Annotated in this window: 20 protein-coding genes; 13 read left to right on the top strand and 7 right to left on the bottom strand. The window is 59.7% G+C overall.

Translation table 11 applies throughout. The features are described 5' to 3' along the window. The coding region (locus CQ011_RS15085) for a molybdopterin oxidoreductase family protein (RefSeq protein WP_146112642.1) at positions 1 to 1036 on the bottom strand (1036 nt) is incomplete at its 3' end. 1 nt (position 1037) lies between these two features. Continuing rightward, the gene (locus CQ011_RS15080) at positions 1038 to 2414 is read right to left on the bottom strand and encodes an MFS transporter (protein ID WP_181148148.1); all 1377 of its coding nucleotides are present in this window, start codon (positions 2412 to 2414) and stop codon (positions 1038 to 1040) included. A 469-nt stretch (positions 2415 to 2883) separates the two neighbouring features. Here CQ011_RS15080 and CQ011_RS15075 point away from each other — a divergent pair, with 469 nt between their 5' ends. From CQ011_RS15075 to xdhC, 5 genes are all read left to right on the top strand, one after another. Next, entirely contained in the window at positions 2884 to 3369 is a 486-nt protein-coding gene (locus tag CQ011_RS15075; RefSeq protein ID WP_105678517.1) for a nucleoside deaminase, read from the top strand. Positions 3370 to 3382: 13 nt separating this feature from the next. Next, a complete protein-coding gene (locus tag CQ011_RS15070; protein WP_105678516.1) occupies positions 3383 to 4885 on the top strand; it encodes an NCS2 family permease in 1503 nt (500 codons plus the stop codon). A 272-nt stretch (positions 4886 to 5157) separates the two neighbouring features. Then, positions 5158 to 6663 carry a xanthine dehydrogenase small subunit gene (locus tag CQ011_RS15060; RefSeq protein WP_105678514.1) on the top strand — a complete coding sequence of 502 codons (1506 nt, stop codon included), beginning with the start codon at positions 5158 to 5160 and terminating at the stop codon, positions 6661 to 6663. Beyond that, the gene (gene xdhB / locus CQ011_RS15055; RefSeq protein WP_105678513.1) at positions 6660 to 8996 is read left to right on the top strand and encodes a xanthine dehydrogenase molybdopterin binding subunit; all 2337 of its coding nucleotides are present in this window, start codon (positions 6660 to 6662) and stop codon (positions 8994 to 8996) included. Before CQ011_RS15060 ends, xdhB begins: the two co-directional genes overlap by 4 nt. Next, positions 8993 to 9799 carry a xanthine dehydrogenase accessory protein XdhC gene (xdhC, locus tag CQ011_RS15050; RefSeq protein WP_105678512.1) on the top strand — a complete coding sequence of 269 codons (807 nt, stop codon included), beginning with the start codon at positions 8993 to 8995 and terminating at the stop codon, positions 9797 to 9799. The genes xdhB and xdhC overlap by 4 nt, the downstream gene beginning before the upstream one ends. A gap of 224 nt (positions 9800 to 10023) precedes the next feature. On the opposite strand, the gene CQ011_RS18090 is transcribed toward xdhC, so the two are convergent. Continuing rightward, complete coding sequence (locus tag CQ011_RS18090) at positions 10024 to 10146, bottom strand: hypothetical protein (RefSeq protein WP_286161222.1); 123 nt, start codon at positions 10144 to 10146, stop codon at positions 10024 to 10026. Between the two features lie 446 nt (positions 10147 to 10592). Between CQ011_RS18090 and CQ011_RS15040 the strand changes: the two genes are divergently transcribed. Further along, positions 10593 to 11939: a hemolysin family protein gene (locus CQ011_RS15040; RefSeq protein ID WP_105678510.1), complete on the top strand. Its 1347-nt coding sequence runs from the start codon at positions 10593 to 10595 to the stop codon at positions 11937 to 11939. Further along, positions 11936 to 12970: a hemolysin family protein gene (locus tag CQ011_RS15035; protein WP_105678509.1), complete on the top strand. Its 1035-nt coding sequence runs from the start codon at positions 11936 to 11938 to the stop codon at positions 12968 to 12970. The genes CQ011_RS15040 and CQ011_RS15035 overlap by 4 nt, the downstream gene beginning before the upstream one ends. Before the next feature lie 345 nt (positions 12971 to 13315). On the opposite strand, the gene mmuM is transcribed toward CQ011_RS15035, so the two are convergent. After that, positions 13316 to 14305: a homocysteine S-methyltransferase gene (mmuM, locus tag CQ011_RS15030; protein WP_286161221.1), complete on the bottom strand. Its 990-nt coding sequence runs from the start codon at positions 14303 to 14305 to the stop codon at positions 13316 to 13318. A 138-nt stretch (positions 14306 to 14443) separates the two neighbouring features. Here mmuM and CQ011_RS15025 point away from each other — a divergent pair, with 138 nt between their 5' ends. Continuing rightward, the gene (locus CQ011_RS15025) at positions 14444 to 15934 is read left to right on the top strand and encodes an amino acid permease (RefSeq protein WP_105678508.1); all 1491 of its coding nucleotides are present in this window, start codon (positions 14444 to 14446) and stop codon (positions 15932 to 15934) included. 61 nt (positions 15935 to 15995) lie between these two features. Continuing rightward, positions 15996 to 16769, top strand: coding sequence for a hypothetical protein (locus tag CQ011_RS15020; RefSeq protein WP_105678507.1), 774 nt, complete (start codon positions 15996 to 15998; stop codon positions 16767 to 16769). 54 nt (positions 16770 to 16823) lie between these two features. Here CQ011_RS15020 and purB read toward each other — a convergent pair whose 3' ends face one another. Further along, positions 16824 to 18233: an adenylosuccinate lyase gene (gene purB, locus CQ011_RS15015; RefSeq protein WP_105678506.1), complete on the bottom strand. Its 1410-nt coding sequence runs from the start codon at positions 18231 to 18233 to the stop codon at positions 16824 to 16826. Positions 18234 to 18392: 159 nt separating this feature from the next. Between purB and CQ011_RS15010 the strand changes: the two genes are divergently transcribed. Together CQ011_RS15010 and CQ011_RS15005 are read left to right on the top strand one after the other, a co-directional pair. Then, the gene (locus tag CQ011_RS15010) at positions 18393 to 18665 is read left to right on the top strand and encodes a hypothetical protein (RefSeq protein ID WP_146112641.1); all 273 of its coding nucleotides are present in this window, start codon (positions 18393 to 18395) and stop codon (positions 18663 to 18665) included. Between the two features lie 2 nt (positions 18666 to 18667). Further along, positions 18668 to 20014, top strand: coding sequence for a hypothetical protein (locus tag CQ011_RS15005; RefSeq protein ID WP_105678504.1), 1347 nt, complete (start codon positions 18668 to 18670; stop codon positions 20012 to 20014). A gap of 505 nt (positions 20015 to 20519) precedes the next feature. On the opposite strand, the gene CQ011_RS15000 is transcribed toward CQ011_RS15005, so the two are convergent. Both CQ011_RS15000 and CQ011_RS14995 read right to left on the bottom strand, forming a co-directional pair. Continuing rightward, positions 20520 to 22259 carry an HNH endonuclease signature motif containing protein gene (locus CQ011_RS15000; RefSeq protein ID WP_146112640.1) on the bottom strand — a complete coding sequence of 580 codons (1740 nt, stop codon included), beginning with the start codon at positions 22257 to 22259 and terminating at the stop codon, positions 20520 to 20522. A 138-nt stretch (positions 22260 to 22397) separates the two neighbouring features. After that, entirely contained in the window at positions 22398 to 22784 is a 387-nt protein-coding gene (locus tag CQ011_RS14995) for a phage holin family protein (protein WP_096254787.1), read from the bottom strand. Between the two features lie 81 nt (positions 22785 to 22865). Here CQ011_RS14995 and CQ011_RS14990 point away from each other — a divergent pair, with 81 nt between their 5' ends. After that, positions 22866 to 23981, top strand: coding sequence for a histidinol-phosphate transaminase (locus CQ011_RS14990; RefSeq protein WP_105678502.1), 1116 nt, complete (start codon positions 22866 to 22868; stop codon positions 23979 to 23981). A 121-nt stretch (positions 23982 to 24102) separates the two neighbouring features. After that, positions 24103 to 25248 (top strand): pyruvate dehydrogenase (acetyl-transferring) E1 component subunit alpha, encoded by a 1146-nt coding sequence (gene pdhA / locus CQ011_RS14985; protein WP_105678501.1) that lies wholly within the window; start codon positions 24103 to 24105, stop codon positions 25246 to 25248. The last annotated feature ends 6 nt before the right edge of the window (positions 25249 to 25254 follow it).

Genomic DNA, 25254 nt, shown 5'->3' with positions numbered 1-25254 from the left:
CATTGCCCTGGCCGGTGATGGTGCCGTAGCCGCCGGCGACGGTTCCGGGCAAGCCGAGCAGCAACGCGAGGTTGATCGCGGCGGTGACCGTATCGGTGCCGTTGGAATGCTGTTCAATGCCGCGGCCGGTGAGTATGTAGACCGGCTTGCCGCCGGCCTTCGCCTCGCTGGCCGCTTGGGCCAGAGCTCTGGCGGTGTGCCGAATCTGTTCGGCAGGGACGCCGGTGACCTGGGCAGTTCGTTCCGGCCACCAGCCAGCCAGTGAAGTTCTCAGTGAGTCGAAACCGTTGGTGCGGGCGGCTAAATAGCCGGTATCGGCCAGGGACTCGGTCACCAGCACGTGAGCCAAACCCAGCAGGAGCGGAAGATCGGTGGCCGGGGTTGGCTGCAGGTGCCAGCCAGCATTATCGGCACAGAGTTTGGCTGTTGCAGAACGCCGCGGATCAACTACGATCAGGCCGCCGTTTTCCCGGGCCCCGGCCAAATGCCGGACAAAGGGAGGCATCGTATCGGCCACGTTGGAACCGAGCATCAGGATCATCCCGGCCCCATCCAGATCGGCTAGCGGGAAGGGCAGGCCCCGGTCCAAGCCAAAGGCGCGGTTGGTGCCGGCGGCAGCCGAGGACATGCAGAATCGGCCGTTGTAGTCGATGCGCGAGGTGCCCAAGGCCAGCCGTGCGAACTTGCCTAGCTGGTAGGCCTTTTCATTGGTCAATGAGCCGGAGCCGAAGACCGCTAGTGCGTCGGCTCCGGATTCAGCACGGATGTTCAGCGCCTTCTGGGCAACTAGATCCAGCGCCTGCTCCCAGCTGATCTGGGCAAAGTTTCCGTCGGCCTGGCGAAGCAGGGGTGCCTGCAGGCGTTCGGGGTGAGCCAGCAGCTTGGCGGCGCTATATCCTTTTCGGCACAGCGCCCCTCCATTGGTTTCAAAGTCGCGGCCCGTTAGGCTCACGGGTTCCGGGCTGTTTTCCTGCAAGTTCGGTTCAAGGGTGATGCCGCACTGCAGGGCGCAGTAGGGACAGTGTGTGGCGGTCATCTTAGACTCCGTGCTTGGCGAATCGGCTGCCTGAGCGGGCATAGGTGAACCATGCAGTGACCATGAGCAGCAGGTAGACAGCGATGAAGATGATAAATGCCGCGGTGTAGGCGCCGGTGCTTGATATAGACAGGCCCAAGGCCTGGGGAATTAGGAAGCCGCCATAGGCGCCGATGGCTGAGATCAAACCGAGGGCTGCGGCAGCCTTGCGGGAAGAATCTACCTGGCCTGCCTGTTTTCCCTCGTCGCTCAGGGCAAAAACTGCCGGGATCATGCGATAGGTCGACCCATTGCCGATGCCGCTTGCGGTGAAGAGCAGTAAGAATAAGAAGAGGAAAATCCAGAAGTTCGCCCGCGGCAGGCTGAGCACTAGCGCACAGGTAATCAAGGCCATGGCCGCGAAGGTTGCCACCGTGATGCGTGCACCGCCGAGTTTGTCAGCGATCTTGCCACCGTATGGACGGGCCAGGGAAGCGACCAGTGGGCCGAGGAAGGCCAGGGTAATGGTTGCGGTTCCCAGCGGCAAGGCTGCATATTCGGGGAAAGTGTCAACGATCAGTTTGGGGAATACTGCGGAGAATCCGATGAAGGAACCAAATGTTCCCACGTACAGTGCGGAGATGATCCACAGGTGCTTTACCTTCAGGCAGGCAACTGCTCCGCGAATATCTGAGCGTGCAGAAGTCAGATTGTGCATGTACTTCCACGCACCCCACGCGGCCACCAGAATCAGTGGGATCCAGAGCAGACCTGCTAGCGGAAGTTGCAACGCCCCGGCTGCGAAGACCGTGACAATGACCGGTACGAGCAGTTGGGCGACCGCCGCTCCAAGGTTGCCGCCGGCTGCGTTCAGGCCTAACGCCCAACCCTTGCGGGAAGCAGGGTAGAAGTAGGTGATATTAGCCATCGATGAAGCGAAGTTTCCGCCGCCGAAGCCGGTCAGCGCCGCAAGGCTGAGCATGATCCAGAATTCAGTGGACGGATCAGCCAATGCCATGGAAATTCCGCCGGTCGGAATCAGCAAGAGCAACGCGGAAATCACCGTCCAGTTGCGTCCGCCGAAACGGGCAACCATGAACGTGTAGGGGATGCGCAGGGTCGCTCCGACGAGGCTTGGAATGGAGATCAGCCAGAACAACTCGGTGGTGCTGTAGCTGAATCCGGCCACCGGAAGATAGACCACGACGATGGCGAAAAGTTGCCAAACACTGAATCCGAGGAACTCGGCAAAGATAGACCACTTGAGGTTTTGGCTGGCTACCGCCGCCCCGGTGTGCTTCCAGAATTCTGGATCCTCAGGAGTCCAGTTGCTGACCCAGCGTCCCGGCTGGACCTGTAGTGCCTGCGATGTGGCAGATGCTTCTAGCTGTGCGCTCACGTTACCTGATCCCTTCTCTAACACTTGATGTCTCTGAGCTTCTCAAACCGGCATTTCGCCTAGATGCTCGGGTTGTTGCGCCGAAGGGAACTTAAATTCACGCGGGGGATCGATGTGCCGATAGTCGGCCGTAACGTGTTGGAAACCGGAGCGTCGAGTCAAACGGTTAGTTCCGGGATTTGAGGTGCTGACGGGAAGGATCACGCCACCCGGATCGCAGCTAGTGGGAGACCGGATGAGCGGTGAAACGGCAATTTTTTATTCATGATGCGAAAAAGTGATTTCAAAATAAGTGTTGCGTGCGTCACAATCCACTGATAATCTCGTAGCTGTCTATGGCGGGCACCCACCGAATGGGTCGCTATCTACCGGGCATGCAACTGATCGATTTCAGGTGACAAGTGCAACCGGTAGTTAGCGCTAAACAGCGCGCTGCGGTGGTCTTGTCCAAAGCATGAGGAGCCACGCGATGAGCGTTACTACCACTGGCCAAGACTATCTTTCGATGGCCATCGATATTGCCACCACAAATGTCCACAACGCCGGCGGGCCATTTGGCGCCGTCGTGGTCACGGCTGACGGCCAGACCTTCGAAGGCGTCAACCGCGTCACGGCCAACAATGACCCATCGGCGCACGCCGAAGTGGTGGCCATCCGCACCGCAGCCGCTGCGCTGGGGACCTTCGATTTGAGCGGCTGCGTGCTCTACAGCAGCTGCGAACCCTGCCCGATGTGCCTGGCCACCTCGTTGTGGGCCCGCATCGGCAAGGTCTTCTTCGCGGCCAATAGGCATGATGCGGCTGCCGCCGGATTTGATGACGCGGTGTTCTACGAATACTTCGAGGCTAAATCCAACCGCTCGCTGATGCCGGTGAACTGCTTCCAGTCCGAAAGCAATGAGCATCTGAAGCCGTTCAAGGCATGGGATTCGCAAGAATCCCGGACCGACTACTAGAAGGTCCAGGACCATGACCACGACAAGTCGCTTGCCAGCTGACCCCAAGGGTGCGCAGCGCGGTACCAAGCCGCGCCGTCCGCGGGGACCGGGCAGCATCCTGGATGCGTTCTTCAGCATCACCGAACGCGGGTCCACGCTGGCGCGGGAAATGCGCGGCGGGATCGTCACCTTCTTCACGATGGCCTACATCGTGATCCTCAACCCGCTGATTCTCGGCGGATTCAGCGCCGACGCCGCACCCGTGGATGTGGCCGGCAACTGGCTTCCGGCCGCGCAGGTCGGAGCCATGACCGGACTGACCGCCGGGGTGATGACCATCCTTTTTGGGCTGGTCGCCAACCTGCCCTTCGGTCTGGCCGCCGGGCTGGGCATCAACTCCTTCCTGGCCGTCTCGGTGATCCAGGACGTCACCTGGCCCGAGGCCATGGGGCTGGTGGTGATCAACGGCGTGCTGATCGTGCTCTTCGGGATGACCGGGGTGCGCACCGCGATCTTCCGGGCCATCCCCAAGGACCTGAAGGCCGCCATCACGGTGGGCATCGGGCTGTTCATCACCTTCATCGGGTTCGTGGACTCGGGCTTCGTCACCCGTACCGCCGCCGGGCCTCCGGTGCAGCTGGGCGACAGCGGGTCGATCGTCTCGATCCCCACCATGGTTTTTGTGGTGGGACTGCTGATCATGGGCGCGCTGGTGGCCCGCGGGGTGCAGGGCGCGATCCTGATCGGCATCGTGATCTCCACGGTGCTGGCGATGCTCGCCGAGCTGGTGTTCAAGATCGGCCCCGGAGGCGCGGATAACCCGCATGGCTGGCATCTGAATATGCCGGTACTCCAGGGCAATATCGTCTCCTTGCCGGATTTGTCGCTGGCCGGGGAGTTCGACCTGTTCGGTTCCTTCGGGCGGATCGGCGCGCTGGCTGCCACGATGCTGGTCTTCACCCTGGTGTTCACGAATTTCTTCGACGCCATGGGCACGATGACCGGCCTGGCCAAGAATGCTGGGCTGGCCCGCAAGGACGGCACCTTCCCGCGGCTGAAGGCCGCGTTCGTCGTCGAGGGGCTGGGCGCGGTGGCCGGCGGAATGGGCTCGTCCTCCTCCAATACCGTCTACGTGGATTCGGCCGCAGGCATCGGGGAAGGGGCGCGCACCGGGCTGGCTTCGGTGATCACCGGGGTGCTGTTCCTGGGGTCGATGTTCTTCACGCCGCTGACCTCGGTGGTGCCCATCGAGGTGGCCGCCGCGGCCCTGGTGCTGGTAGGCACCTTGATGTGCGCGCAGATCCGCGAGATCAACTTCAAGCGCTTCTCCAGCGCCATGCCGGCATTCCTCACCCTGATCACCATGCCGCTGACCTACTCCATCGCCAACGGCATTGGCGCCGGGTTCATCGCCTGGGTGGTGGTGAACACCGCTGCCGGGCGATATTCCAAGATCCACCCGCTGCTGTGGGTGGTGGCATTGGGCTTCCTGGTGTACTTCGCGCGGGGTCCCATCACGGCCCTACTGGCCTGAGTCGATCCGGGCTATAGTAAGGATCCACCACGGTGAGCTGGCTCACTTTGATGGATTGCATGGATATGAATGATCCGAATTCTGGAGGGTAATCATGGGCGGATGCCTCGCCTGGTCCAAGGGCCAGATCGCGCACGGAGACTGACCCCGCCGCAGCACGCGGCGGCACCTTGGCCGAGCCTGAAACCTCCGGCAGGGCGCCAGATCCCACCCATCATCCAATTCATTCATGGTGCGCCGGGCGATACCCGGGCGCAGGAGGTGTCAGCGGCATGAGCGCCGAGGCAACGCAAGAGACAAAATGCCTGGTTACGGTCAATGGAACGGTCCGGGAATTCGACGGGCCACCACATACCAACGCGCTGGATTTCCTGCGCGGGCAGCAATTGATCGGATGCAAGGAAGGCTGTGCCGAGGGCGAATGCGGCGCCTGCTCGATCCTGGTGGCGCGCAGCGATGGGGAAGGTAGCAGGTGGACGGCGTTGAACGCTTGCCTGCTGCCGGCCGCCTCGCTCGACGGTCAGGAAATCATCACCTCCGAAGGGTTGGGTAGCGTCGCGGACCTGCATCCGGTGCAGGAAGAGATGGCCAACCGCGGCGGATCCCAGTGCGGTTATTGCACCCCCGGATTCGTCTGCTCCATGGCCGCCGAATACTACCGTCCCGAGCGAACCGGCACCCCCGCAGTCAGCGCGGGCGATGGCGGAGCGCACGAGTGCGGACCGAATGGATTCGACCTGCACGCATTGTCGGGCAATCTCTGCCGCTGCACCGGATACCGCCCTATCCGCGACGCCGCCTACGCGCTGGGCGACCCCGCCGGGGACGACCAACTGGCAGCCCGGACCCAGCACCGGGCCCCGGCGCCGGTGGCCACAGACATCTCGCGCGCCGATACCCCCACCGGGGCGTTGGGCCGTTTCCGCCGTCCTGCGGACCTGGACCAGGTATTGCAGATCCTGGCCGCCGAACCAGAGAGCGTGCTGGTGGCCGGCGGCACCGACTGGGGTGTGGAGGTCAACATCAAGGGCGCCCGCGCCCGCTCGGTGCTGGCCATCGACCGGCTGCACGAGCTGCGCCAGATCCACTGGAACGAGCGGTACCTGGAACTCGGATCCGGCTGCACCCTGAGCGAGCTGGAACGCAAGCTGGCCGGGAAGGTTCCGCTGCTCTCCGCGCTCTTCGGGCAGTTCGCCTCGCGGCTGATCCGCAATAGCGCGAGTATCGGCGGGAACCTGGGCACCGGCTCACCCATTGGCGACACCCCGCCGGCACTGCTGGCACTGGACGCCGAGCTGGTGCTTTCCAGCATCCGCGGCAATCGGGTGGTGGCGCTGGAGGACTATTTCACCGGCTACCGGCAGACCGTGCGCGAGCCGGGGGAGATGATCACCGCGATCCGCATCCCGCTGCCGTTGGCGCCGCTGACCAGCTTCCAGAAGATTTCCAAGCGGCGCTTCGACGACATCTCCTCGGTAGCCATCGGCTATGCACTCACGGTAGTGAACGGCATGATCACCGAGGCGCGGATTGGGCTGGGCGGCGTAGCCGCGACCCCGCTGCGCGCCGTGGCAACCGAAGCCATGCTCGAAGGTAAACCGTGGAACCTGGAAACCATCCGGGCCGCGGCGCACACCATGGGCCACGAAGGAACCCCGATGGATGACCACCGTGCCAGTGCGGACTACCGCAAGGCCATGCTGGCCTCCTCACTTGAACGGTTCTATGCTCAGCAGCTTGCGCGCCGCTCGGGCGCGGGACAGGAGCAGAACTCATGAGCCAGCTATCCCAACGCCCCGACGCACCGGTGGTCGGCCAGCGTCACCGCCATGAATCCGCGGCCGCGCACGTTACCGGCACCGCGCTGTATACCGATGACCTGGCCGCGCGGCTCACCGGGGTGCTGCACGCCTACCCGGTGCAGTCCACCTGCGCGCATGGAAAAATCCTGGGCTTGGATACCAGCGCGGCGCAGCAGGTTCCCGGGGTCATCCGGGTGATCACCGCACAGGACATTCCCGGGGTCAACGACCAGGGCGCCAAGCATGACGAACCCTTGCTCCCGGTTCACGAGGTGATGTTCTTCGGCCAGCCGGTGGCGTGGGTACTGGGCGAAAACCTGGAAGCGGCCAAGGCCGGGGCCAAGGCGGTGCGCGTGGACTACGAGCCGCTGGACTCGCTGATCACCATCAAGGATGCGATCGCGGCCAACAGCTTCCACGGCATCCAGCCCGAGATCGCCAAGGGCGACCCGCAAGCCGCCTTTGCGCAGGCGACCCATGTTTTCGAGGGCGACTTCGAGTTCGCCGGGCAGGAGCACTTCTACCTGGAAACCCAGAACTCGCTGGCCCTGGTCGATGAGAGCGGGCAGATTATGGTCCACTGCTCCACCCAGCATCCCACCGAGACCCAGGACATCGTCTCGCATGTGTTGGGTATCGGCGCCCACGAGGTGACCGTGCAGGTTTTGCGCATGGGCGGGGGATTCGGCGGAAAGGAAATGCAGCCCCATGGCTACGCCGCGCTGGCGGCCCTGGGCGCGGTGCTCACCGGGCGTCCGGTGCGGGTACGGCTGGATCGCAACCTGGACATGACCATGACCGGCAAACGCCACGGATTCTATGCGACCTGGAAAATCGGGTTCGACCAGGGCGGCAAGATCCTAGCCCTGCAGGCCCAGCTGACCGCCGACGGCGGGTGGAGCCTGGACCTGTCCGAGCCGGTGCTGACCCGCGCGATGTGCCATATCGACAATTCCTATTGGATCCCGAATATCCGGGTCAACGGGCGCGTGGCCAAATGCCATAAGACCTCGCAGACCGCGTTCCGCGGCTTCGGCGGTCCGCAGGGCATGCTGGTGATGGAAGATATCCTCGGCCGGGTGGCCCCGCAACTGGGCTTGGAGGCCAGGGAACTGCGCCGGCGCAACTTCTACACCGCGGGACAGGACACCCCGTACTACCAGCCGGTGAGGCATCCCGAACGCATTGATGCTGCCTGGCAGCAGGTTCTCGATTCGGCAGACGTGGCACGGCGCGAAGCGGAAATTGCCCAGTTCAACGCCGATAATCACTACAGCAAGCGGGCGCTGGCGATGACGCCGGTGAAATTCGGCATCTCCTTTAACCTCACCGCCTTTAACCAGGGTGGCGCGCTGGTGCTGGTGTATAAGGACGGTTCGGTGCTGGTTAATCACGGCGGCACCGAAATGGGTCAGGGCCTGCATACCAAGATGCTGCAGGTGGCCGCCACCGCCTTGGGCGTGCCGCTGTCCAAGGTGCGCATCGCTCCCACGCGCACCGATAAGGTGCCCAATACCTCGGCCACCGCCGCCAGTTCGGGCAGCGACCTGAACGGTGGTGCGGTGAAGGATGCGTGCGAGCAGATCCAGGCCCGGTTGGCTGCGGTAGCGGCCGGCAAGTTGGGGGTCCCGGCGCAAGATATCCGTTTTGCCCAGGGCAAGATCACCGCGTTGGGCAAACGCGACGAGCTGGAGTGGAGTGAGGTCGTACGTGAGGCCTACATGCAGCGCATTCAGCTGTCGGCCGCCGGCTTCTACCGCACCGAGGGACTGCACTGGGATCTGGCGCGGATGACCGGCAGTCCGTTCAAGTATTTCTCCTACGGGGTGGCCGCCAGCGAAGTTGAGGTGAGCAGTTTTGACGGATCCTACGTGCTGCGTCGCGTAGACATCGTCCATGACGTGGGGGATTCGCTTTCGCCGCTGGTGGATCTGGGGCAGATCGAGGGTGGATTTGTGCAGGGCACCGGCTGGTTGACCCTGGAAGACCTGCGCTGGGATACCTCCGATGGTCCGGGCCGTGGACGGGTTGCCACCCAAGCGGCCAGCACCTACAAGATCCCGAGCTTCTCCGAAATGCCCGAGGTGTTCAACGTGAACCTGCTGGACAAGGCACATGAAGAGGGCGCGGTGTACGGATCCAAGGCGGTGGGCGAACCGCCACTGATGCTCGCCTTCTCGGTGCGTGAGGCGCTGCGCCAGGCCATCGCCGAGTTCGGCCCCTGGGGGCGGTCGGTGCCGCTGGCGTCTCCGGCGACCCCGGAAGCGGTGTTCTGGGCGATCGACACCGTACGGAACCCCGGGTCATGATCTGGCTCAGTGCGCTCACCGCGCTGCGTGAGCAACGCCGGGCCGCGGTACTTGCCACCATTACCACCGTGCGCGGGCACGCCCCGCGGGAGGTCGGAACGAAGATGGTGATCGCCGCGCACGAATCCTTCGGGACCATCGGCGGCGGCAACCTGGAGATGGTGGTCATCAACCGCGCGCAAGAAATGCTCGCGCAACTTCAGCGCGAACCGCAAAGCCTGAGCCTGCAGCTGAGCGATAAGGCGAACGGGCACTATGGGCGCCAGTGCTGCGGGGGAGAAATCAGCGTGTTGCTCGAACCCATGCCGGTGCCGGCGGTCATCGCGATCTTCGGGATCGGGCACGTCGGGTTGGAACTTGCGCGCATCCTGTCGCGGCACGATCTGGAGCTGTACCTGAGCGATTCGCGCCCCGAATTCCTGGCCGAACTGCATGTGCTTGAACCCGCCGTGGCCCGGGTGCACGCGCAGCTGGCGGTGATCGGCGAACAGGTCATCGCGCAGTTACCCGACGGCGCGCACGTGGTGATCATGACGCACGATCATGCCGAGGATTTTCACCTGTGCGATGCGGCGCTGGCGCATCGGGGGCTTGGCTCCATCGGGCTGATCGGCTCGCGCGCCAAGTGGGTGCGCTTCGAGAAGAACCTTGCCGCCAGCGGGCACGATCAGGCACAGATCCAACAAATTAGCTGCCCGATCGGACTGCGCGAGATGCCTGGCAAGGACCCGGCGATGATCGCGCTCAGCGTGGCCGCGCAGTTGCTACAACGCGTGGGATCCACCGTGAGCTGTGACTGTTAGCTTCAGTTGACGGTTTTCTGCGCAGCTCGTAATGGCGGCTCGACTGATTCCGATAACTTGGGCACCCGTGAAGTCTTTCATAACCAGAGCCTGACGGAGACTGCGCCACTTTCGTTGCAAGGAAAAACCAGTTCATCCTTGGCAATCGGGTGGTATTCACGGGCGAACACAACACAGCTAGGGAGCAGAGGGTAACGGCCGAACTGCTTGTCGATCATGGCCATTCAAATCAGTACCAGAGCGATATTGTTCCGGTCGTTCCTATCGCGCAGAACTTCTAAAGCAGTGGCATTGGGACGCTCAGACTCGTCGATGATGTTCAGCTCAATATGTTTGTCTTGATCCATCGGGCTCGTCGTGGCGCCAAGAGTATCGAGATGCGTGGTGGATGCAGATCGATTTCCAACCCATTGGTTGCAAAATGTTAGAGCTAGAAATCCACTTCTAGGCACAGGTTTCTAGTTGCTTGCATGCTGGTGAGTAACGAACCTGACTATTTGTTCGGTATGGGAGATTGCACCGATAGGTTCTACTTTGATTTCGCGGATCTCCCGGATCTCGTAACGCTTACTTATGAAATCTCTGTGAATTTGGAGGGGGTTCAGCAAACTAAATGCAAATTTGAAGAAAAGCGCAAAATCTACTGGATAATTAGTGGCAGTAGTTTGCTCCGAGGAAGATACTCCGAGCGGAAAGGAATGATGAACGCTACTAGCGACAGTCACTATCACAGTCCAAACCCCCTGTTAGGTATGCAAACCTCAGGAATGCAATTCGGCAGGGGGTGTAAATAATGGAATGGATATCACTGCTTCTTGCTATTGTCCTCATTCTCGCTTGTGGACTTTTCGTAGCTGCAGAGTTCGCTCTCATCACGGTGAACCGCAATGAGGTGAAAAACGCAGCAGACCAGGGCGACCGACGCGCGGTCGGAGTGCTTAAAGGTATGAGCACGTTGTCGACCCAGCTCTCCGGAGCCCAGCTCGGAATCACCCTGACTAATCTTGGCATCGGTTTCCTCGCCGAGCCTGCTATCGCAGCCCTGCTGGAAGGACCCCTTGAATCGGCTGGTCTCTCCGAAGCGCTAGCCCGTTCAGTATCGATCGGTCTAGCTTTGGTTCTGGCAACTATTTTGACCATGGTTTTCGGTGAATTGGTCCCTAAGAACCTGGCGATTGCCAAACCTTTCGCTACTGCCAAAGCTGTTGTGGGATTCCAGCGTGGATTTAGCACGGTGACGAAACCCTTGCTTTCCTTTTTTAACGGTAACGCCAACTGGATCGTTCGGCGCTTCGGTATCGAACCGAAAGAAGAGCTTGCCTCGACGCGTTCTGCTGAAGAACTCGTCGCTCTTGTCGGCCACTCAGCACGAGAGGGAGTACTTCCTTCGGAAACGGCAGAGATGCTCCGGCGCACGGTTGCTTTCGGAAATCGGCGAGCGCATGACGTCATGACGCCGAGGACTCGAATGGTCACGGTGAGCCCTACTCACACGGTCGACCAGGTGCTGGCGATGGCTGCTGATTCGGGTCATTCCAGATTCCCGATGACCAGTAAGGAGGGGCATGAAGTTCACGGCCTGGTGCATATTCGTACGCTCCTTGGTATCGCTTATACCGAGCGAGAGCTCACTCCCGTAGGCGACTATGCTGATCCAGCTATTTTGGTTCCCGACACCATTGAACTCGATGAGCTCATGGACCAGCTACGCCAACAAGGCTCCCAGATGGCGATACTCATCGATGAGACCGGTGACGTCGCGGGTTTGTTGACGCTCGAAGATCTGGTTGAGGAGATCGTGGGCGAAGTGAGGGACGAACACGATCCAGAGGAGAAGACCGTCGAAATTCTCTCTGGCAACTCATGGCGACTAGATGCTTCCCTGCACCCCTATGAAGCTAACGAAATCATCGGGTGCGAAATTCCTGATGACTCGGACTATGAAACTCTCGCAGGCTTGGTCACAGTACACCTCGGCAGACTCGGTGAGATCGGGGACTTAGTAACTCTCACAGTTCCCGGCCTGCCAGGAAGGCCAGACAATGAGTTGACTTTGCTGGTTTATGCCGTTGATGGGCCACGAATCGCCACGCTGGACGTTACCGCCGTTGAGCTATCTGATGAGGAGGGCTCCCGATGAGCGACCTGACAGGAATTATTGTCACCATTTTGCTCTTGGTAGCGAACTTCTACTTTGTCGGAGCAGAGTTCGCTTTGATCTCAGCGCGCAGGAGCATTATCGAGCCAAAAGCTGAGCATGGCAGTCGAAGTGCAAAGATGACCTTGTGGGCTATTGAGAACGTTTCATTGGTTATGGCCGGTGCGCAGCTAGGCATTACGGTATGTTCGCTTGCCTTGGGCTACGTCACTAAACCGTTGGTGAAGTATGCCGTTGCGGACCCTTTCGAATCGATGGGCATTCCGGTGTCGTGGATTGATCCGCTCTCTTATGCCATCGCTTTAGCCCTTGTGACGTATCTTCATGTGGTTCTTGCGGAAATGGTTCCGAAGAATATGGCTTTGGCCGGACCTGAACGTATGGCGCTGATTCTTGGACCAAGCATGGTGGTTCTGGTTAAGGTACTTCGCCCGGTGCTCTGGTCGATGAATGCCATGGGCAATCTGGTTCTCCGTGCGATGGGTGTAACTCCTAAGAACGAGGTTGCTAGTACTTTTACGCGCGACGAAGTGGCAAATATGGTTGCTGAATCGCGCGAGGGCGGATTGTTGGACCGGCAAGATGAACGTCTGTTGCTGGGTGCGTTGAGCTTTGATGCGCGAACTATCGGATCCGTGGCGATTGACTTCGCTGTGGTGAAGACCTTGCCGGTTCACGCGACGGTCGCACAGGTGGAAGAAGCGTCAGCCCAGGGTTTCTCTCGCTTCCCACTAACAGATACCACAGGGACTCCTGTTGGTTATGTGCATATTAAGGATGTGTTGGGCCGAGACGGTACCGCTCGTTTATTGCCTCTGGAAGAGTCGGTGATACGAGAGCTGCCGGAATTCGCTCCGGAGCAAAGTGTTCGTCCTGCATTGCAATCGATGCAGCGTAGTGGCGCCCACCTTGCATTGGTCCGCGACTCAACAACTGGCGCTGTCACCGGCCTGGTCACCCTGGAAGATATGCTCGAAGAACTGGTCGGACAGATCCGTCACGACGCGGGATAAATGCAAATGAATTGAACGGGACCGGCTATCGCTTCTAAGATAGCCGGTCCCAACTATCTCCCTGACACCGTTACCAATTTTCATTCGGAAAATTCTGCGTCAGTTCATCGTGCCGGATAGCTTAGCTTCACGCTCGGCGGTGATGATGATGTGGCACGATCACGACTTCTGACACGTATCTACCGCTTAGCGGTCTCAGCAAATAAGCTAGTTCCGACCTCACGGTGTTCTGTGGGGCATTTCTCTCGGGGATGCCCCACAAATCGCCATTTAGAGCTGCGTTAACCGCCAAACAAAGTTGACAGTCCCAACCGTGGGAAGCGAGGCTACACAACCGGCCCCAAGTTAGTACCCGCGACGTTGAACCTCGTGCTTGACCCGTGATATCTGCTCCGGCCCGACCCTGCAACACCCGCCGATCAGCTTGGCGCCGGCGTCGATCAGTTCGGGTACCGCGCCGGGTAGGTCGCTGTGTGCGGTTCCCGGAACCCAGCGGCGCGCCTCACGATCCCAAATCTCAGCGCTGTTGGGGTAAGCCAACAGTGGCAGATCCGTTTCCTGGGCGAACAATTTCAGCGCAGAAACCGCGAGCGGAACGGGGCAGCAGTTGACCCCGAGGCCCGCAAAAACACCGGAATCCTGCACGATCCGGGCCACCTGACGCAAGTCACTGCCGTCACCCAACACCACCGCTGCGTCCTCGGTGCTGGCGCGCACGGTGAGGCTGAGCAGTACCGGAATCTGAGCTTGCGCCGCCAAAGCGCTCAGCGCATGCACCTCGGATAGGCTCGGCACGGTTTCACAGATGATCGCGTCCGCTCCGGACTCGGCAAGAATTTCAAACCGGTCGCGGTGCCACTGGGTCAATTGTGCGGTGCTCAGCCCATAGGCGCCGTCGTATTCGGTTCCAGCTCCCGGGCCGGCACCATAGGGTCCCACCGATGCGGCGACCCAGCGGGCAGTTGAGCCGGTAGTCGAACCGGCAGCTAACTGCGCCGCTTCGCGCGCCAGACGCACGCTGGCTAACAACAGGTTTTTGACCTCGGCCGAGGTTTCCGCCGCATCGGCGTCGCCATTAACCCGGGATAGACCCGCAAAACTGACCTGGTAGGAGCAACTCGTGGCCAGTTGCGCGCCGGCGGCGAAGAAGTCCTCATGGGCGGCACGTACCTCGGCAGGGGCCTGTTTGAGGATCTGCGCGGACCAGAGCTCGCCGGTCACGTCGTTTCCGCGGTCCGCCAGATGAGTCCCGAGGCCACCGTCGAGGATCAGCGGGGCACCGCTTGTAGCGTTGAGCGCGTCGCTGAAATTGCTGGGCTGAGGTGGAATATTCACGCTCCGAGGGTACCGCGCTAACGGTTCGATGACCGACTATAACGCCGTATGAACGAACATGACAAACACCGACGGGCAGCAGGGCCCGGATCGATATTCTGAAGCGCATTCACCTTTTCACTACGTCCCAGGAGCCCGATGAGTCAGCTGAGCCAAGGCCACGCGGAAAAGACCCCGCCGCAGCACCCGCCGCAGCACCAGCCGGAGGCGAGCGGGCTGCGCCGATCCATGACCTCGCGCCACCTGGTCATGATCGCGCTGGGTGGGGTGATCGGTTCGGGGCTGTTCGTCTCCTCCGGGTACACCATTGCGCAGGCCGGACCGTTGGGCGCGGTGCTGGCCTACACCGTCGGCGCGCTGGTCGCCTACATGGTGATGAGTGGGCTCGGGGAGCTTTCGGCACGTCATCCGGTGGCCGGCGGATTTCACGCTCACGCCACCCGCGATCTGGGCCCAGCCTGGGGTTTTGCGACGGCCTGGCTGTACTGGATGTGCTGGGCGGTGGCGCTGGCCAGCGAATTCACCGCATCGGGCATTTTGATGCAGCGCTGGTTCCCCGAGGTGCCCGTGTGGGTGTGGTCCCTGGCCTTCGCCACGTTGCTGTTCACGCTCAACGCGATCTCCTCCCGCGTTTTTGCCGAAACCGAATTCTGGTTTTCGCTGATCAAGGTGGCGGCGGTGCTGGTGGTGATCGTGGTCGGCGCCGCAACGCTGATCGGGCTTAACCCGGTAAGCGACGCAGGACCCCTCGGCTTCGCGAATTTCCACACCGATCAGGGGTTATTTCCGATGGGATTCAGCGGTGTGCTGGTCACCATCCTGGCGGTGTTCTACGCATTTAGCGGCACGGAATTGATCGGGGTGGCCGCCGGGGAGGCTAAAGATCCACAGCGCAGCATTCCGCGGGCGATCCGTACCGCGGTGGTGCGCCTGGCGGTGTTCTTCATCGGGGCGATCGTGGTGATTGCGGCGATCGTACCCTTTTCCGAGGCGGGGACCGATGAGAGCCCGTTTGTCACCGTGTTTGATGCCGCCGGGCTGCCTGCCGGAGCGGACATTATGAACTTCGTGATCATCACCGCCCTGCTTTCGGCCGGAAACTCGGGGCTCTATTCGTGCTCGCGGATGCTGCATTCCATGGGGCTCGCCGGTCAGGCGCCGAAGATCTTGTCCAAAACCAACCGCCGGGCGGTGCCGATGCTGGCGCTGAGCCTGTCAATACTCGGTGGCTTGGCCTCGTTACTCTCCAGCGTCATCGCGCCCGGCTCGCTGTTTCTGGCTCTCGTGTCCATTTCAGGGTTCGCGGTGGTGGCGGTCTGGATCGTCATCTGCGCCTCGCATCTTTCCTTCCGGCGCCACCATGTCCGGGTTTATGGAAATACCACCAGCTTGCCGTACCGGGCGCCGTGGTTCCCGGTCCTCCCCATTATTGCGCTCATCTTGCTCACGATCTCCCTGATCGGCGTTGGGTTCGACCCGGTGCAGCGCCCCGCGCTCTGGTTCGGTATTCCGTTCACGCTGGCCTGCCTGGGGTATTACCGTTGGCGTCACGGGCCGGGGGTGTTCAGCCCACAACGCGGCGAGCGAGAGTTGTCTCACGATACGGCGGGAACTTCGCGGGCAGGCTAGGAGTTAAGCAAGGCAAGACGGTAGCTATTGCGCCGTCGCCCGATCACTAGGAGGCCGCTTCGTGGCACTGTTCGACAAATTACTGCGCAAGGGCAAGCAGCTTGCCGGTGAGTACGTGCGTGAGCAACTGAACCAGCGCACCTCGCAAGGCGGCCAAAACAACCAAAATAACCAGTACAACCAAAACAATCAGGGCTACCGGCAGCCGCAGCCTCACACTTCCGATGTCCGCCGCACCTCGGCCTCGCGCGCGGACCAGGCGGCGGTGGAGAAGTACCGCTACATGCTGCGCACCGCTCCGCCGCAGGATATGGAACGCGCTCACACCGAGGCTTTTGCCCGGCTAACTCCCCAGCAGTGCGAGCTGTTGCATGGCGAATTATCCGCGCAATTGCCGGCCACCGAGCGTCCGACCACGCAAGATCCCCAGGATTTGGCGCGCGCGGCTACTCGCGCGGAGGTTTCCCAGCCCGGCTTCATGGAGCGGATTTTGGGCCAGGGTGGTTCCGGCCAGGGCAGCGCGGGTCGAAAATCGATGGGTTCAATGGCCGCCGGGGCTGCCGGGGGACTGGGCATCGGTCTGCTCGGTGGTGTGGCAGGCGCGTTCATCGGCACCGCCATCGCCGGCCCGCTGCTCGATGGCTTCGCCGGAATCGGCGAAGAATTCGGTTCGATGGCAGATGGCCTCGGGGAGACCGTAGCGGGAGCCGGAGAGCAATTCTCGGCGGCCGGCGAGGGGTTCGCTGACCAAGCAGGCGGAACCTTTGGTGACTTCCTTGGCGGCGCCGGAGGAAACTTCGGCGGCGACTCACCCTTGAACGACTTCGAGTTCTAAGCGCTTAAATAACTATCGCCCCGGGCCATTGTCCGGGGCGATAGTCGGTTAAACCTACTTCTTCAGGTGGTCAACCAACTGCGAAGCGATACCGGTGTAGCTACCCGGAGTCAGCTGCTGCAGTCGCGCCTCGGCGGCCGCCGACAGCCCCAGCTCGCCCACAAATTCCTTCAGGCGCACCGCATCCACGCGGTGTCCACGGGTCAGATCCTTCAGGCGTTCGTACGGGTTGTCCATGCCTTCGACGCCGGCGATGGCCTCGGCGCGCATGACCATCTGAATGGCCTCGGCGAGCACCTCCCAGTTGTGGTCCAGATCGTCCGCGAGCACTGCCTCGGCAACATCCAAACGATCCAGGCCCTTGGCCACGTTGGAAATGGCAAGCACCGAGTGGCCGATGGCCGTACCGATGTTGCGCTGCGAGGAGGAGTCGGTCAGGTCGCGCTGCCAGCGGCTGGTCACCAGGGTCGCACCCAGGGTGTCGAGCAGACCGTTGGAAATCTCCAGGTTCGCCTCGGCGTTCTCGAAGCGGATCGGGTTGACCTTGTGCGGCATGGTGGAGGAGCCGGTCGCACCTTCCACCGGGATCTGCGCGAAGTAGCCGATGGAAATGTAGCTCCACACGTCGGTGCACAGGTTGTGCAAGATTCGGTTGAAACGAGCAATATCCGCGTAAACTTCGGCCTGCCAGTCGTGGGATTCGATCTGGGTGGTCAGCGGGTTCCAGGTCAGACCAAGGTGCTCGACGAAGGACTTGGATACCTGCTGCCAATCGGCACCTGGCACCGAGGCGTAGTGTGCCGCGTAGGTACCGGTGGCACCGTTGATTTTGCCTAAGTATTCGGTCTTTTCGATGCGGTCCAGCTGGCGGGTCAGGCGCCAAGCGAGAACCGCGAGCTCCTTGCCCAAGGTGGTGGGGGTGGCTGGCTGTCCGTGGGTGCGCGAGAGCATCGGCACTTCGCGGGACTCCTCGGCCATCGCCGTCAGTTGGGTAACCAACGCGCGTGCTGCCGGCAGCCACACCTGGGTCACGCCACCCTGCACGCCCAGCGCGTAGGACAGGTTGTTGATGTCTTCACTGGTGCAACCGAAGTGAACCATCGGCTTAAGCTGGCCGATGCCGATCGCATCCAGACGGTTCGCGATGTAGTACTCGACGGCCTTCACATCGTGCACGGTGACGGCTTCGATCTCGGCAAGTTCCTTCACCGAGTCAGCGTCGAAGTCGGTGACGATCTTGCGCAGGGCGGCCTGCTGCTGGTCGGTAAACGGGGAGGTACCTGGAAGTACGGAGTTTTCGGCCAGGTGGATCAGCCATTCGACTTCCACGTGGACACGATCGCGGTTCAGTGCCGCTTCGGAAAGGTAGTCAACCAACGGTGCCACCGCACTGCGGTAGCGTCCGTCGAGGGCACCAAGTGCCAGGGGTTCATTAGCAAGGGAAGTGCGCGCAATCTCAGCCATGCTCATATTCTTTCATTACTCGGTGCACATCACATCTTTTACGGTCGACGATCTTTCCACAGCCCGTAGTCCAACACCTCAGCTAGCGCAGAAACAGCGCGAAGATGGAGGCATATTTTCACCGACTCCCCGGTGAAGAATGACCGCTGGGAGAAAACCATGATGTTTCAGGCGACCTTAGATTCGGTGGCCTTCCAATTGGATGATGCCCAGTCGACGACCCACTTCGCGATCGAACAACTATCTTCAATCAACACCCTGACTTGGAGGTCTACGGCTGGTAAGGCGTTCGCTTCGGAAGTGAGTCAACTCAGCGACAGGCTCATTGCGCTGACCAAAGCATTGGGCGAAGCTGAATCGTATCTGTCGTTGGCTATTCGTGAAATGAATGCGTTAGAGGCACAAATCCTTGACCAGCGAATGGCGTCCTAGCCATGGGGTATGACGTCAATTACAACTCCTTGGATTACGCCCAATCACGTCAAATTTGCCAACAAGTATATGGACAAATTCAAGATGTTCAGGCACAACTGCTCAGGGCTTCGGTACGCGCCCAAGAATGCCAACGACAATCACAAAGCCAATGCCTAGCTAATGGGATAGCGAACCAGGGGTATGCGGTCGGAGTTCTGGCGGATAAATTGCGCACCGGGTATCACCACGCCACCGAGGCGGTGCTCGATGCGCGTCGGCTGGAAGAGAAAGTTTCCGCCGCGATCGAGAATTATGTCAGGGCCGAAACCCGGATCGAAAATGCAATTCTGGTTTCCGGGAAATGGCAGATTCTGGTGGACCTATGGAACAACACGCGTCAAAACGATTCACGTCCGCCCACCCAAGACATGGAAAATATTCTCAAACTTTTTGTCTTGCTTTCCTCTCCTCGTGACCGTATTGGCTTTGCCCGACCACAACCAGAGATGATGCATGAAACTACGCAGAACCTCGCAGAGTTCCTCAAGATCTGGGGGCCATTTCGTAACAAAGAGTTGAAGCTGAGCGACTCGGACCCGATAGAGAAATTTGAGTCCGATGGAACGGTCAATACGTTCTACAAGCTGCATCAGGTCCTCAACGATGCAGGCCCCGAAGAGGACGGGAAGATTCTGATTGCTGAGGCAGAGAAGGACGGAAAGAACGTCCACCTGGTGATTCTTCCCGGAACTCAGCCGGACTCAGACGGGCAGAACCCCTTTGACACGTATGGAATCATCGACGGATTTGGTTTGGATTCGGAAAACTTTGCGGGGCCGATTGCTGAAGCACTTGAAATTAGTGGAGCGCAGGACGGCGACGAGGTGATTCTTAGTGGATATTCGCAGGGTGGGATACACATCGCGAACCTGATGAAGAACAAGTTCCTGCGCAAAAAGTTCAAAATGAAAAAGATGCTGACCTTTGGCTCGCCCATTGGGCACATCGATCTTCCCGAAGATATCCGCAGCCTATCCCTTGAGGATTCCAAAGACATGGTTCCTGGGACCGATGGTACGGAGAATACGCGGAAGAAAGATCAAATCACGGTGAAATTTGACGGTCCACGGATTGAAGATCAACTCGATGACGGACTTTTCGGCAAGCCCCACGATTTAGATAATTATGGGGATCACTTAAAAGAGATGGTCGAGAATCCGGTTCCAGATTTGCAGGATAATTTGCGGGAATTCGCAATCCCCCCGGGACCACTGACCTATCGGAAGTTCAAGATCGAACGCAAAGAACGCCCCAAGAATACGAAGCACGAAGAATGGGAAGCAGAAAAATATCGGATGGGGCGGTAGTCCCGAATACGCACTCGTACATTGTTTGACCCACCCCGAACCATTCGGGCGTGGGTTTTGTCTTGTCCATCAGCCCTGGCAATTCAGAGTTTTGCCTCGACGCTGAAGAATCACGGCACGATAGCGAGCCGTTGCATCAGCTAGCGGTGACTACTTGTCGCGAAGCACTGACACACAATTGTCTGCAAGACCGCTGTCATTGTCCTTGCCCTGGCGGGTACCGGATGGACTTACTCCTGCGCTCATCAGAACAGTAAGAGTGCAGAGTAACTTTGCGCATTCAGGGAGCTGGATCTAACCCGTTGTTTGCATGGCTTTGGACGTCGAAAGTCGTTACATACAATGCATGCGACAATGTGGAAGATGTCGCCGATTTGACGAAGAAATTGGGCAGTAAAGAACCAGTAGCAACCCTCGACAGGCCTGTCGAGGGTTGCTACTGGCGGTGAGTGGATAGGTATCTGTGCGGGGTAGGTGCGGTGTTGCCCTAGTTGACCTGCCGGGGTTAGTCCCAGTAAGTATTACGCCGCGGCACCTGCGCAGGATCAATATGCTTCGGCAAGATCACGTGCGGCAACCCCTCAAGCATCGCGACCTTGATCCGACCCGAATCAGCATCCATATGCCCACCACGACACAGGCCAGCCAAATTGATCAACTTCGTTTCGCCGCCCATCCACCACGGATCAATATGGTGAAACTCAATCTTCTCCGGCGGCTCGGTGCAACCAGGCACAATACACCCGTGATCACGCGCCAGGACCGCACGCTTGAGCCTCTCCGGTACTAGCCGTTGGGCTCGACCATAGTCGAGCAGTTCACTCTTCGAATTGAACACCGCCGGGATAATATCTGCTTCGCATAACAACCGTCTCAAATCCCCGGGCGGGAGTTTCACCCCGTGAGCAGTGCGCGCATCACCGGAGGCGAGGTCTTGCAAATTTTCGAGCTTCAAATGCACCAGCACCTCAGGCCTAATCCGTTGGCTGCCACCTCCACCGGTCGGAACCATGGTGAGGATGTCCATCAACGCGTTCAACGCTCGTTCGGGGACCGTCGCCGGGACCTCGGTGGTTTCTGGTTCCCAGATCGCTTCCTCTAATGCCCCTTCGGGTAAGAAGTCCAGGATGCTAGTTTCCTCTACGGCCATCTGTGCTGGTGCTTCGTCTAGTGTTTCTGATTCTGGGTTGGTGGTTGGCTCAGCATCAGCGGCTGCATGCTCGGTGGATTCCGTAACGGTAGCTTGCTCAGCGTTGGATTCTGTACCGGTATCAGGTTCGGTGACCGGGCCGGCCTGTGGCGGTCGGTTGACCCGAGCCTGCGCCCCGGCACGGGTGCGTCCGTTAGCCGCATGAGCGGCCAACGAATCAAAATACTCGCCCTCCACCGTGGTGACGCGTAGTAAAAACTCGCGGGTGAACTCGTTCTTAATCGGCAACGGAAAGAACCCACGCCGCAGCGAGGAGGACGTCGCAGTACCTGCAGTGGTGCTCGCGGTGGTGATTAGTTCTTTGACCTGTTTGTTGGTTTCGGCAACACTCTGCCCGCCGGTAAGCAGGGTGGCTGCGTGTTCTTCGACCGGGCGGCCATCTGTATGAAACAAGGTTGGCTCGGTACGGATCCCGTCAAAGGTCTGGTCCTTAGGTTCACGCTTAGCCAGTTTCTGACTGATCTCCCGCACCACCGACGGATGCAACGCCGGGGATTGTTCAGTGTCTGGGGTGGTGAATAGTGTGGCTAGGTGTTCAAAGCGCGGTGGAAGCTGGTTACCAGCCATATCCCGGCGGCTAATCAGGTCGCTGGCGTCGCCGACGAGTTTGCTCGCTTCACCAAAGGGAATATGAGTCCAAGAAGCTAAGAGCGCGGCGGGGGTTTGGAAGCTTGCTTTACCTGCGCAACGGTGAGGCTGGCGGGTGGTGTCTGGGGCGGTGGTGCGTAATGTGTCGAGTTCTGTTTCGTTCAGGGTGTGGGCGTTGGTAGCTGCGAGCCGGTCAGCACCGGTGACGCGGATCCGGGCTGCTTCATCCTCTAGCTGTTGGCCGGTGGTGGCTAGTTCCAGGGCGAGACGGGGATCGGTGGTCTCTGCCAGGTGTAAGCGCAGGAAGGTGAACAGTGCGGTGCCGGTGGTGGCGAGTTTGCGCAAGATTTCGCCGGTGAGGTTTTGTGGCTCACTGGTGGCTGCGGCGAGCTCGGTGAGCGTCGTGTGCAGTTCGGTGAGGGCGGTGGCCCCGGCAGTGGTGTTCATGAGTTGAGTATGAACTGGATCCTGCGCCGTGGGTGGCCAACGTGCAAGTTGTGGAAAACTCGCCAGCTGAGTATTTTCGGTGCCCGTTGGACGCTGAACTATTTCATCGTCCAACGGACACCGGTGTAGCGGAGGTGGCTAACGTTTTTCCTTACCCACAAATACGCCGAGGACCGCGGAAATGATCGAGATGATGATGGTGCCAGCGATTGCATCCCACCAAAATTTGTCGATACTTAGTCCGACCGGAGTGAACTGTGTCAGCCAGCTGGTGAGTAAGAGCATCAAGGCGTTGACGATCACGGTGAACAAGCCCAAGGTCAGGCAGGTGATGGGCAGCGTGAAGAACGCGACGATCGGACGCACTAAGGCGTTGATCAGACCGAAGATCAGGCCAATGATCAGGTAGGCAATGACGGATCCCATCAGGTCATCGCTCATCGCCGAGATATGAAGGCCGGGGACAACCCACACGGCCGCGGCAAGCGCGAGGGCGTTGATAATGACTCGAATCAAAAAACTCATAAGCCAACTTTGTCATAGAAGACTGGACGATCGGTGGAAAAGGAATCTGCCGATTGCGCCGCCGGGCACTAGGCTTGAGCTATGAGTGAGAACCCTGTAATCCAAGATCTGGTGCAACCTCGTTCCATCGTTGCGCGCTTGCCTAAGTACGCCGCCGGCAAACCACCGGTAGCGGTCGAAGGGCTTGAATCATTCAAGCTTTCGTCGAATGAGATTCCTTTTGGCCCAATCGATGAGGTGCGTCAGGCGGTCTTGGCCCAGGATGCGCTGAACCGCTACCCCGATAGCCTGTCGACGAAGCTGCGCACGAGCCTGAGCGAGTATCTTGACGTGCCGGCCGAAGACATCGTCTCCGGTGCCGGTTCACTTGGCGCACTGACTCAGATTCTGACCACTTTCGCGGGACAGAACGAGGACGGAATTCAGGATGAGGTCATCTACGCGTGGCGCTCATTTGAGGCCTACCCGATCTTGGTGCAAAGCGCCGGGGCGCTGCCGGTGGAAATTCCGGTCTTGTCTGATGGTCGTCACGATCTGGAATCGATGATCGCAGCAGTTAACGAAAACACCTCGGTGATTTTGTTGTGCACTCCGAATAACCCCACCGGCCCCATCCTGACGCAGGCAGAGGTTGATGACTTCATCGCCCGTGTGCCACGCAACGTGTTGATCGTCTTAGATGAGGCCTACATCGAGTTTGTTCGCGATGAGCATTCTGTGAACGGTGTGAACACCTACCGCAAGAATCCAAACGTGGTGTTGTTGCGCACGTTCTCCAAGGCGCACGGCTTGGCTAACCTTCGCGTTGGCTACAGTGTTGCACACCCGGAGATCACCGAAAATATTCGTGTGGTGGCGACCCCGTTTGCTGTTTCTTCGGTCGCCGAAGATGCCGCCGTTGCCTCGTTGGCAAACATCGATAAGGTGCTTGAACGCGTGGAGAGTTTAGTTCAGGAACGTGAGCGTGTGGTGGCCGCTTTGCGAGCGCTGGGTTGGGTATTCCCGCAAACTCAGGCGAACTTCATCTGGTTGCCGTTGGGTGAAAACACCCAAGAGTTCGTGCAGCGTGCCCAGGCGCGGGCGTTGTCGGTTCGTGGGTTTGGCTCCGAGGGTGTGCGCATCTCGATCGCGGAGGTTGAAGCGAATGATCGTTTCATCGAATTGTGCAAGAATTCTGAGGATTTAAAGCTCGGCTGACGTGCTTCTAATTCTCGCGTTTTAGAGGCCGAAAGATATAGGCTGTTTAGTAGTTAAGCCGCTATATGTCCCATAGGGAATGTATTCCTGAAGGGGCATATGAATGATTGAAGGATGTTTTATGTCGCGTGCCGCGAATGAGGCGACGGAGCAGGGTCTAGTGCAGATTCTGACTCCGGAAGGCCAGCGTCTTCCCAACCAAATGTACGATGCGTATTTGGGTGACGTTGACGACGACATGTTGCGTGGTTTTTACCGCGATATGGCGTTGACTCGCCGATTCGACCAAGAGGCTACGGCCCTGCAACGCCAAGGGCAGCTGTGCCTCTGGGTCCCGTTGCGTGGGCAAGAAGCGGCGCAGATCGGTTCGGGTCGAGCCACCCGTCCTAGCGATTACATCTTCCCGACCTACCGTGAACACGGTGTGGCACTGACCCGCAACGTCTCCTTCTCCGAGATGTTGCGGCTCTTCCGTGGAATCTCCGGTGGCGGCTGGGACCCACGGGAAAATAACTTCCACATGTACACGATGGTGCTTGCGGCGCAGATGCCGCACGCCTCGGGCTATGGAATGGCGATCAACCTTGACCAGCATGGCTGGGACGAAGCTAAACGTGCCGCCGAAGGCGACGCGGTGGTGGCCTACTTCGGCGACGGTTCCTCCACCGAGGGCGAAACCCACGAGGCGATGGTATTCGCGAACTCCTTCAACGCTCCGGTGGTGTTCTTCTGCCAGAACAACCAGTGGGCCATCTCGGTACCATTCGACGTGCAGTCGAAGGTGGATTTGGTTCACCGCGCGGCCGGTTACGGGATGCCAGGCATCCAGGTAGACGGTAACGACGTGCTCGCGGTTTTGGCAGCAACTCGCTGGGCGCTGGAACATGCACGCAGCGGCAAGGGGCCGGTCCTCATCGAGGCGATGACCTACCGCCTAGGTGCACACACCACCGCAGATGATCCAACCAAATACCGAATGAGCGAAGATGAGCTCGCCTGGGCTCCGAAGGATCCGCTGATTCGGTTAGAAACGTACCTGCGTGAAAACAAGATTGTTGACGAGGCATTCTTTACGCAGCTGGCTACCGACGGCGATGAAATGGCAGCAAAGGTTCGCAAGGACGCCATGGCTTTCCCTGTGCCACCGCTGGCCAAATCCTTCGAGCAGGTGTACGCCGAGGCGCACCCGCTGATTCAGGAAGAGCTGGCTTGGCATTTGGAATACGAGGCCGGGTTTGCGGATGAATCAGGCGCGGGGGAGAAGTAAATTGAC

The sequence above is a fragment of the Arthrobacter sp. MYb213 genome (genome assembly GCF_002979915.1).
Classification (GTDB): Bacteria; Actinomycetota; Actinomycetes; order Actinomycetales; family Micrococcaceae; genus Glutamicibacter.
Note: the sequence above shows the minus strand (reverse complement) of the source record. Positions and strands in the feature narration are given on the sequence as shown.

Bases quoted from the DNA above. Each gene is read 5' to 3' on its own strand.
- CQ011_RS15075 (WP_105678517.1), top strand. From the start codon at position 2,884: ATGAGCGTTACTACCACTGGCCAAGACTATCTTTCGATGGCCATCGAT.
- xdhB (WP_105678513.1), top strand. From the start codon at position 6,660: ATGAGCCAGCTATCCCAACGCCCCGACGCACCGGTGGTCGGCCAGCGT.
- CQ011_RS15060 (WP_105678514.1), top strand. From the start codon at position 5,158: ATGAGCGCCGAGGCAACGCAAGAGACAAAATGCCTGGTTACGGTCAAT.
- CQ011_RS15040 (WP_105678510.1), top strand. From the start codon at position 10,593: ATGGAATGGATATCACTGCTTCTTGCTATTGTCCTCATTCTCGCTTGT.
- CQ011_RS15005 (WP_105678504.1), top strand. From the start codon at position 18,668: ATGGGGTATGACGTCAATTACAACTCCTTGGATTACGCCCAATCACGT.
- CQ011_RS14990 (WP_105678502.1), top strand. From the start codon at position 22,866: ATGAGTGAGAACCCTGTAATCCAAGATCTGGTGCAACCTCGTTCCATC.
- CQ011_RS15000 (WP_146112640.1), bottom strand. From the start codon at position 22,259: ATGAACACCACTGCCGGGGCCACCGCCCTCACCGAACTGCACACGACG.
- CQ011_RS15035 (WP_105678509.1), top strand. From the start codon at position 11,936: ATGAGCGACCTGACAGGAATTATTGTCACCATTTTGCTCTTGGTAGCG.
- xdhC (WP_105678512.1), top strand. From the start codon at position 8,993: ATGATCTGGCTCAGTGCGCTCACCGCGCTGCGTGAGCAACGCCGGGCC.
- CQ011_RS14995 (WP_096254787.1), bottom strand. From the start codon at position 22,784: ATGAGTTTTTTGATTCGAGTCATTATCAACGCCCTCGCGCTTGCCGCG.
- CQ011_RS15025 (WP_105678508.1), top strand. From the start codon at position 14,444: ATGAGTCAGCTGAGCCAAGGCCACGCGGAAAAGACCCCGCCGCAGCAC.
- CQ011_RS18090 (WP_286161222.1), bottom strand. From the start codon at position 10,146: ATGGATCAAGACAAACATATTGAGCTGAACATCATCGACGAGTCTGAG.
- pdhA (WP_105678501.1), top strand. From the start codon at position 24,103: ATGTCGCGTGCCGCGAATGAGGCGACGGAGCAGGGTCTAGTGCAGATT.
- CQ011_RS15010 (WP_146112641.1), top strand. From the start codon at position 18,393: ATGATGTTTCAGGCGACCTTAGATTCGGTGGCCTTCCAATTGGATGAT.
- CQ011_RS15070 (WP_105678516.1), top strand. From the start codon at position 3,383: ATGACCACGACAAGTCGCTTGCCAGCTGACCCCAAGGGTGCGCAGCGC.
- purB (WP_105678506.1), bottom strand. From the start codon at position 18,233: ATGGCTGAGATTGCGCGCACTTCCCTTGCTAATGAACCCCTGGCACTT.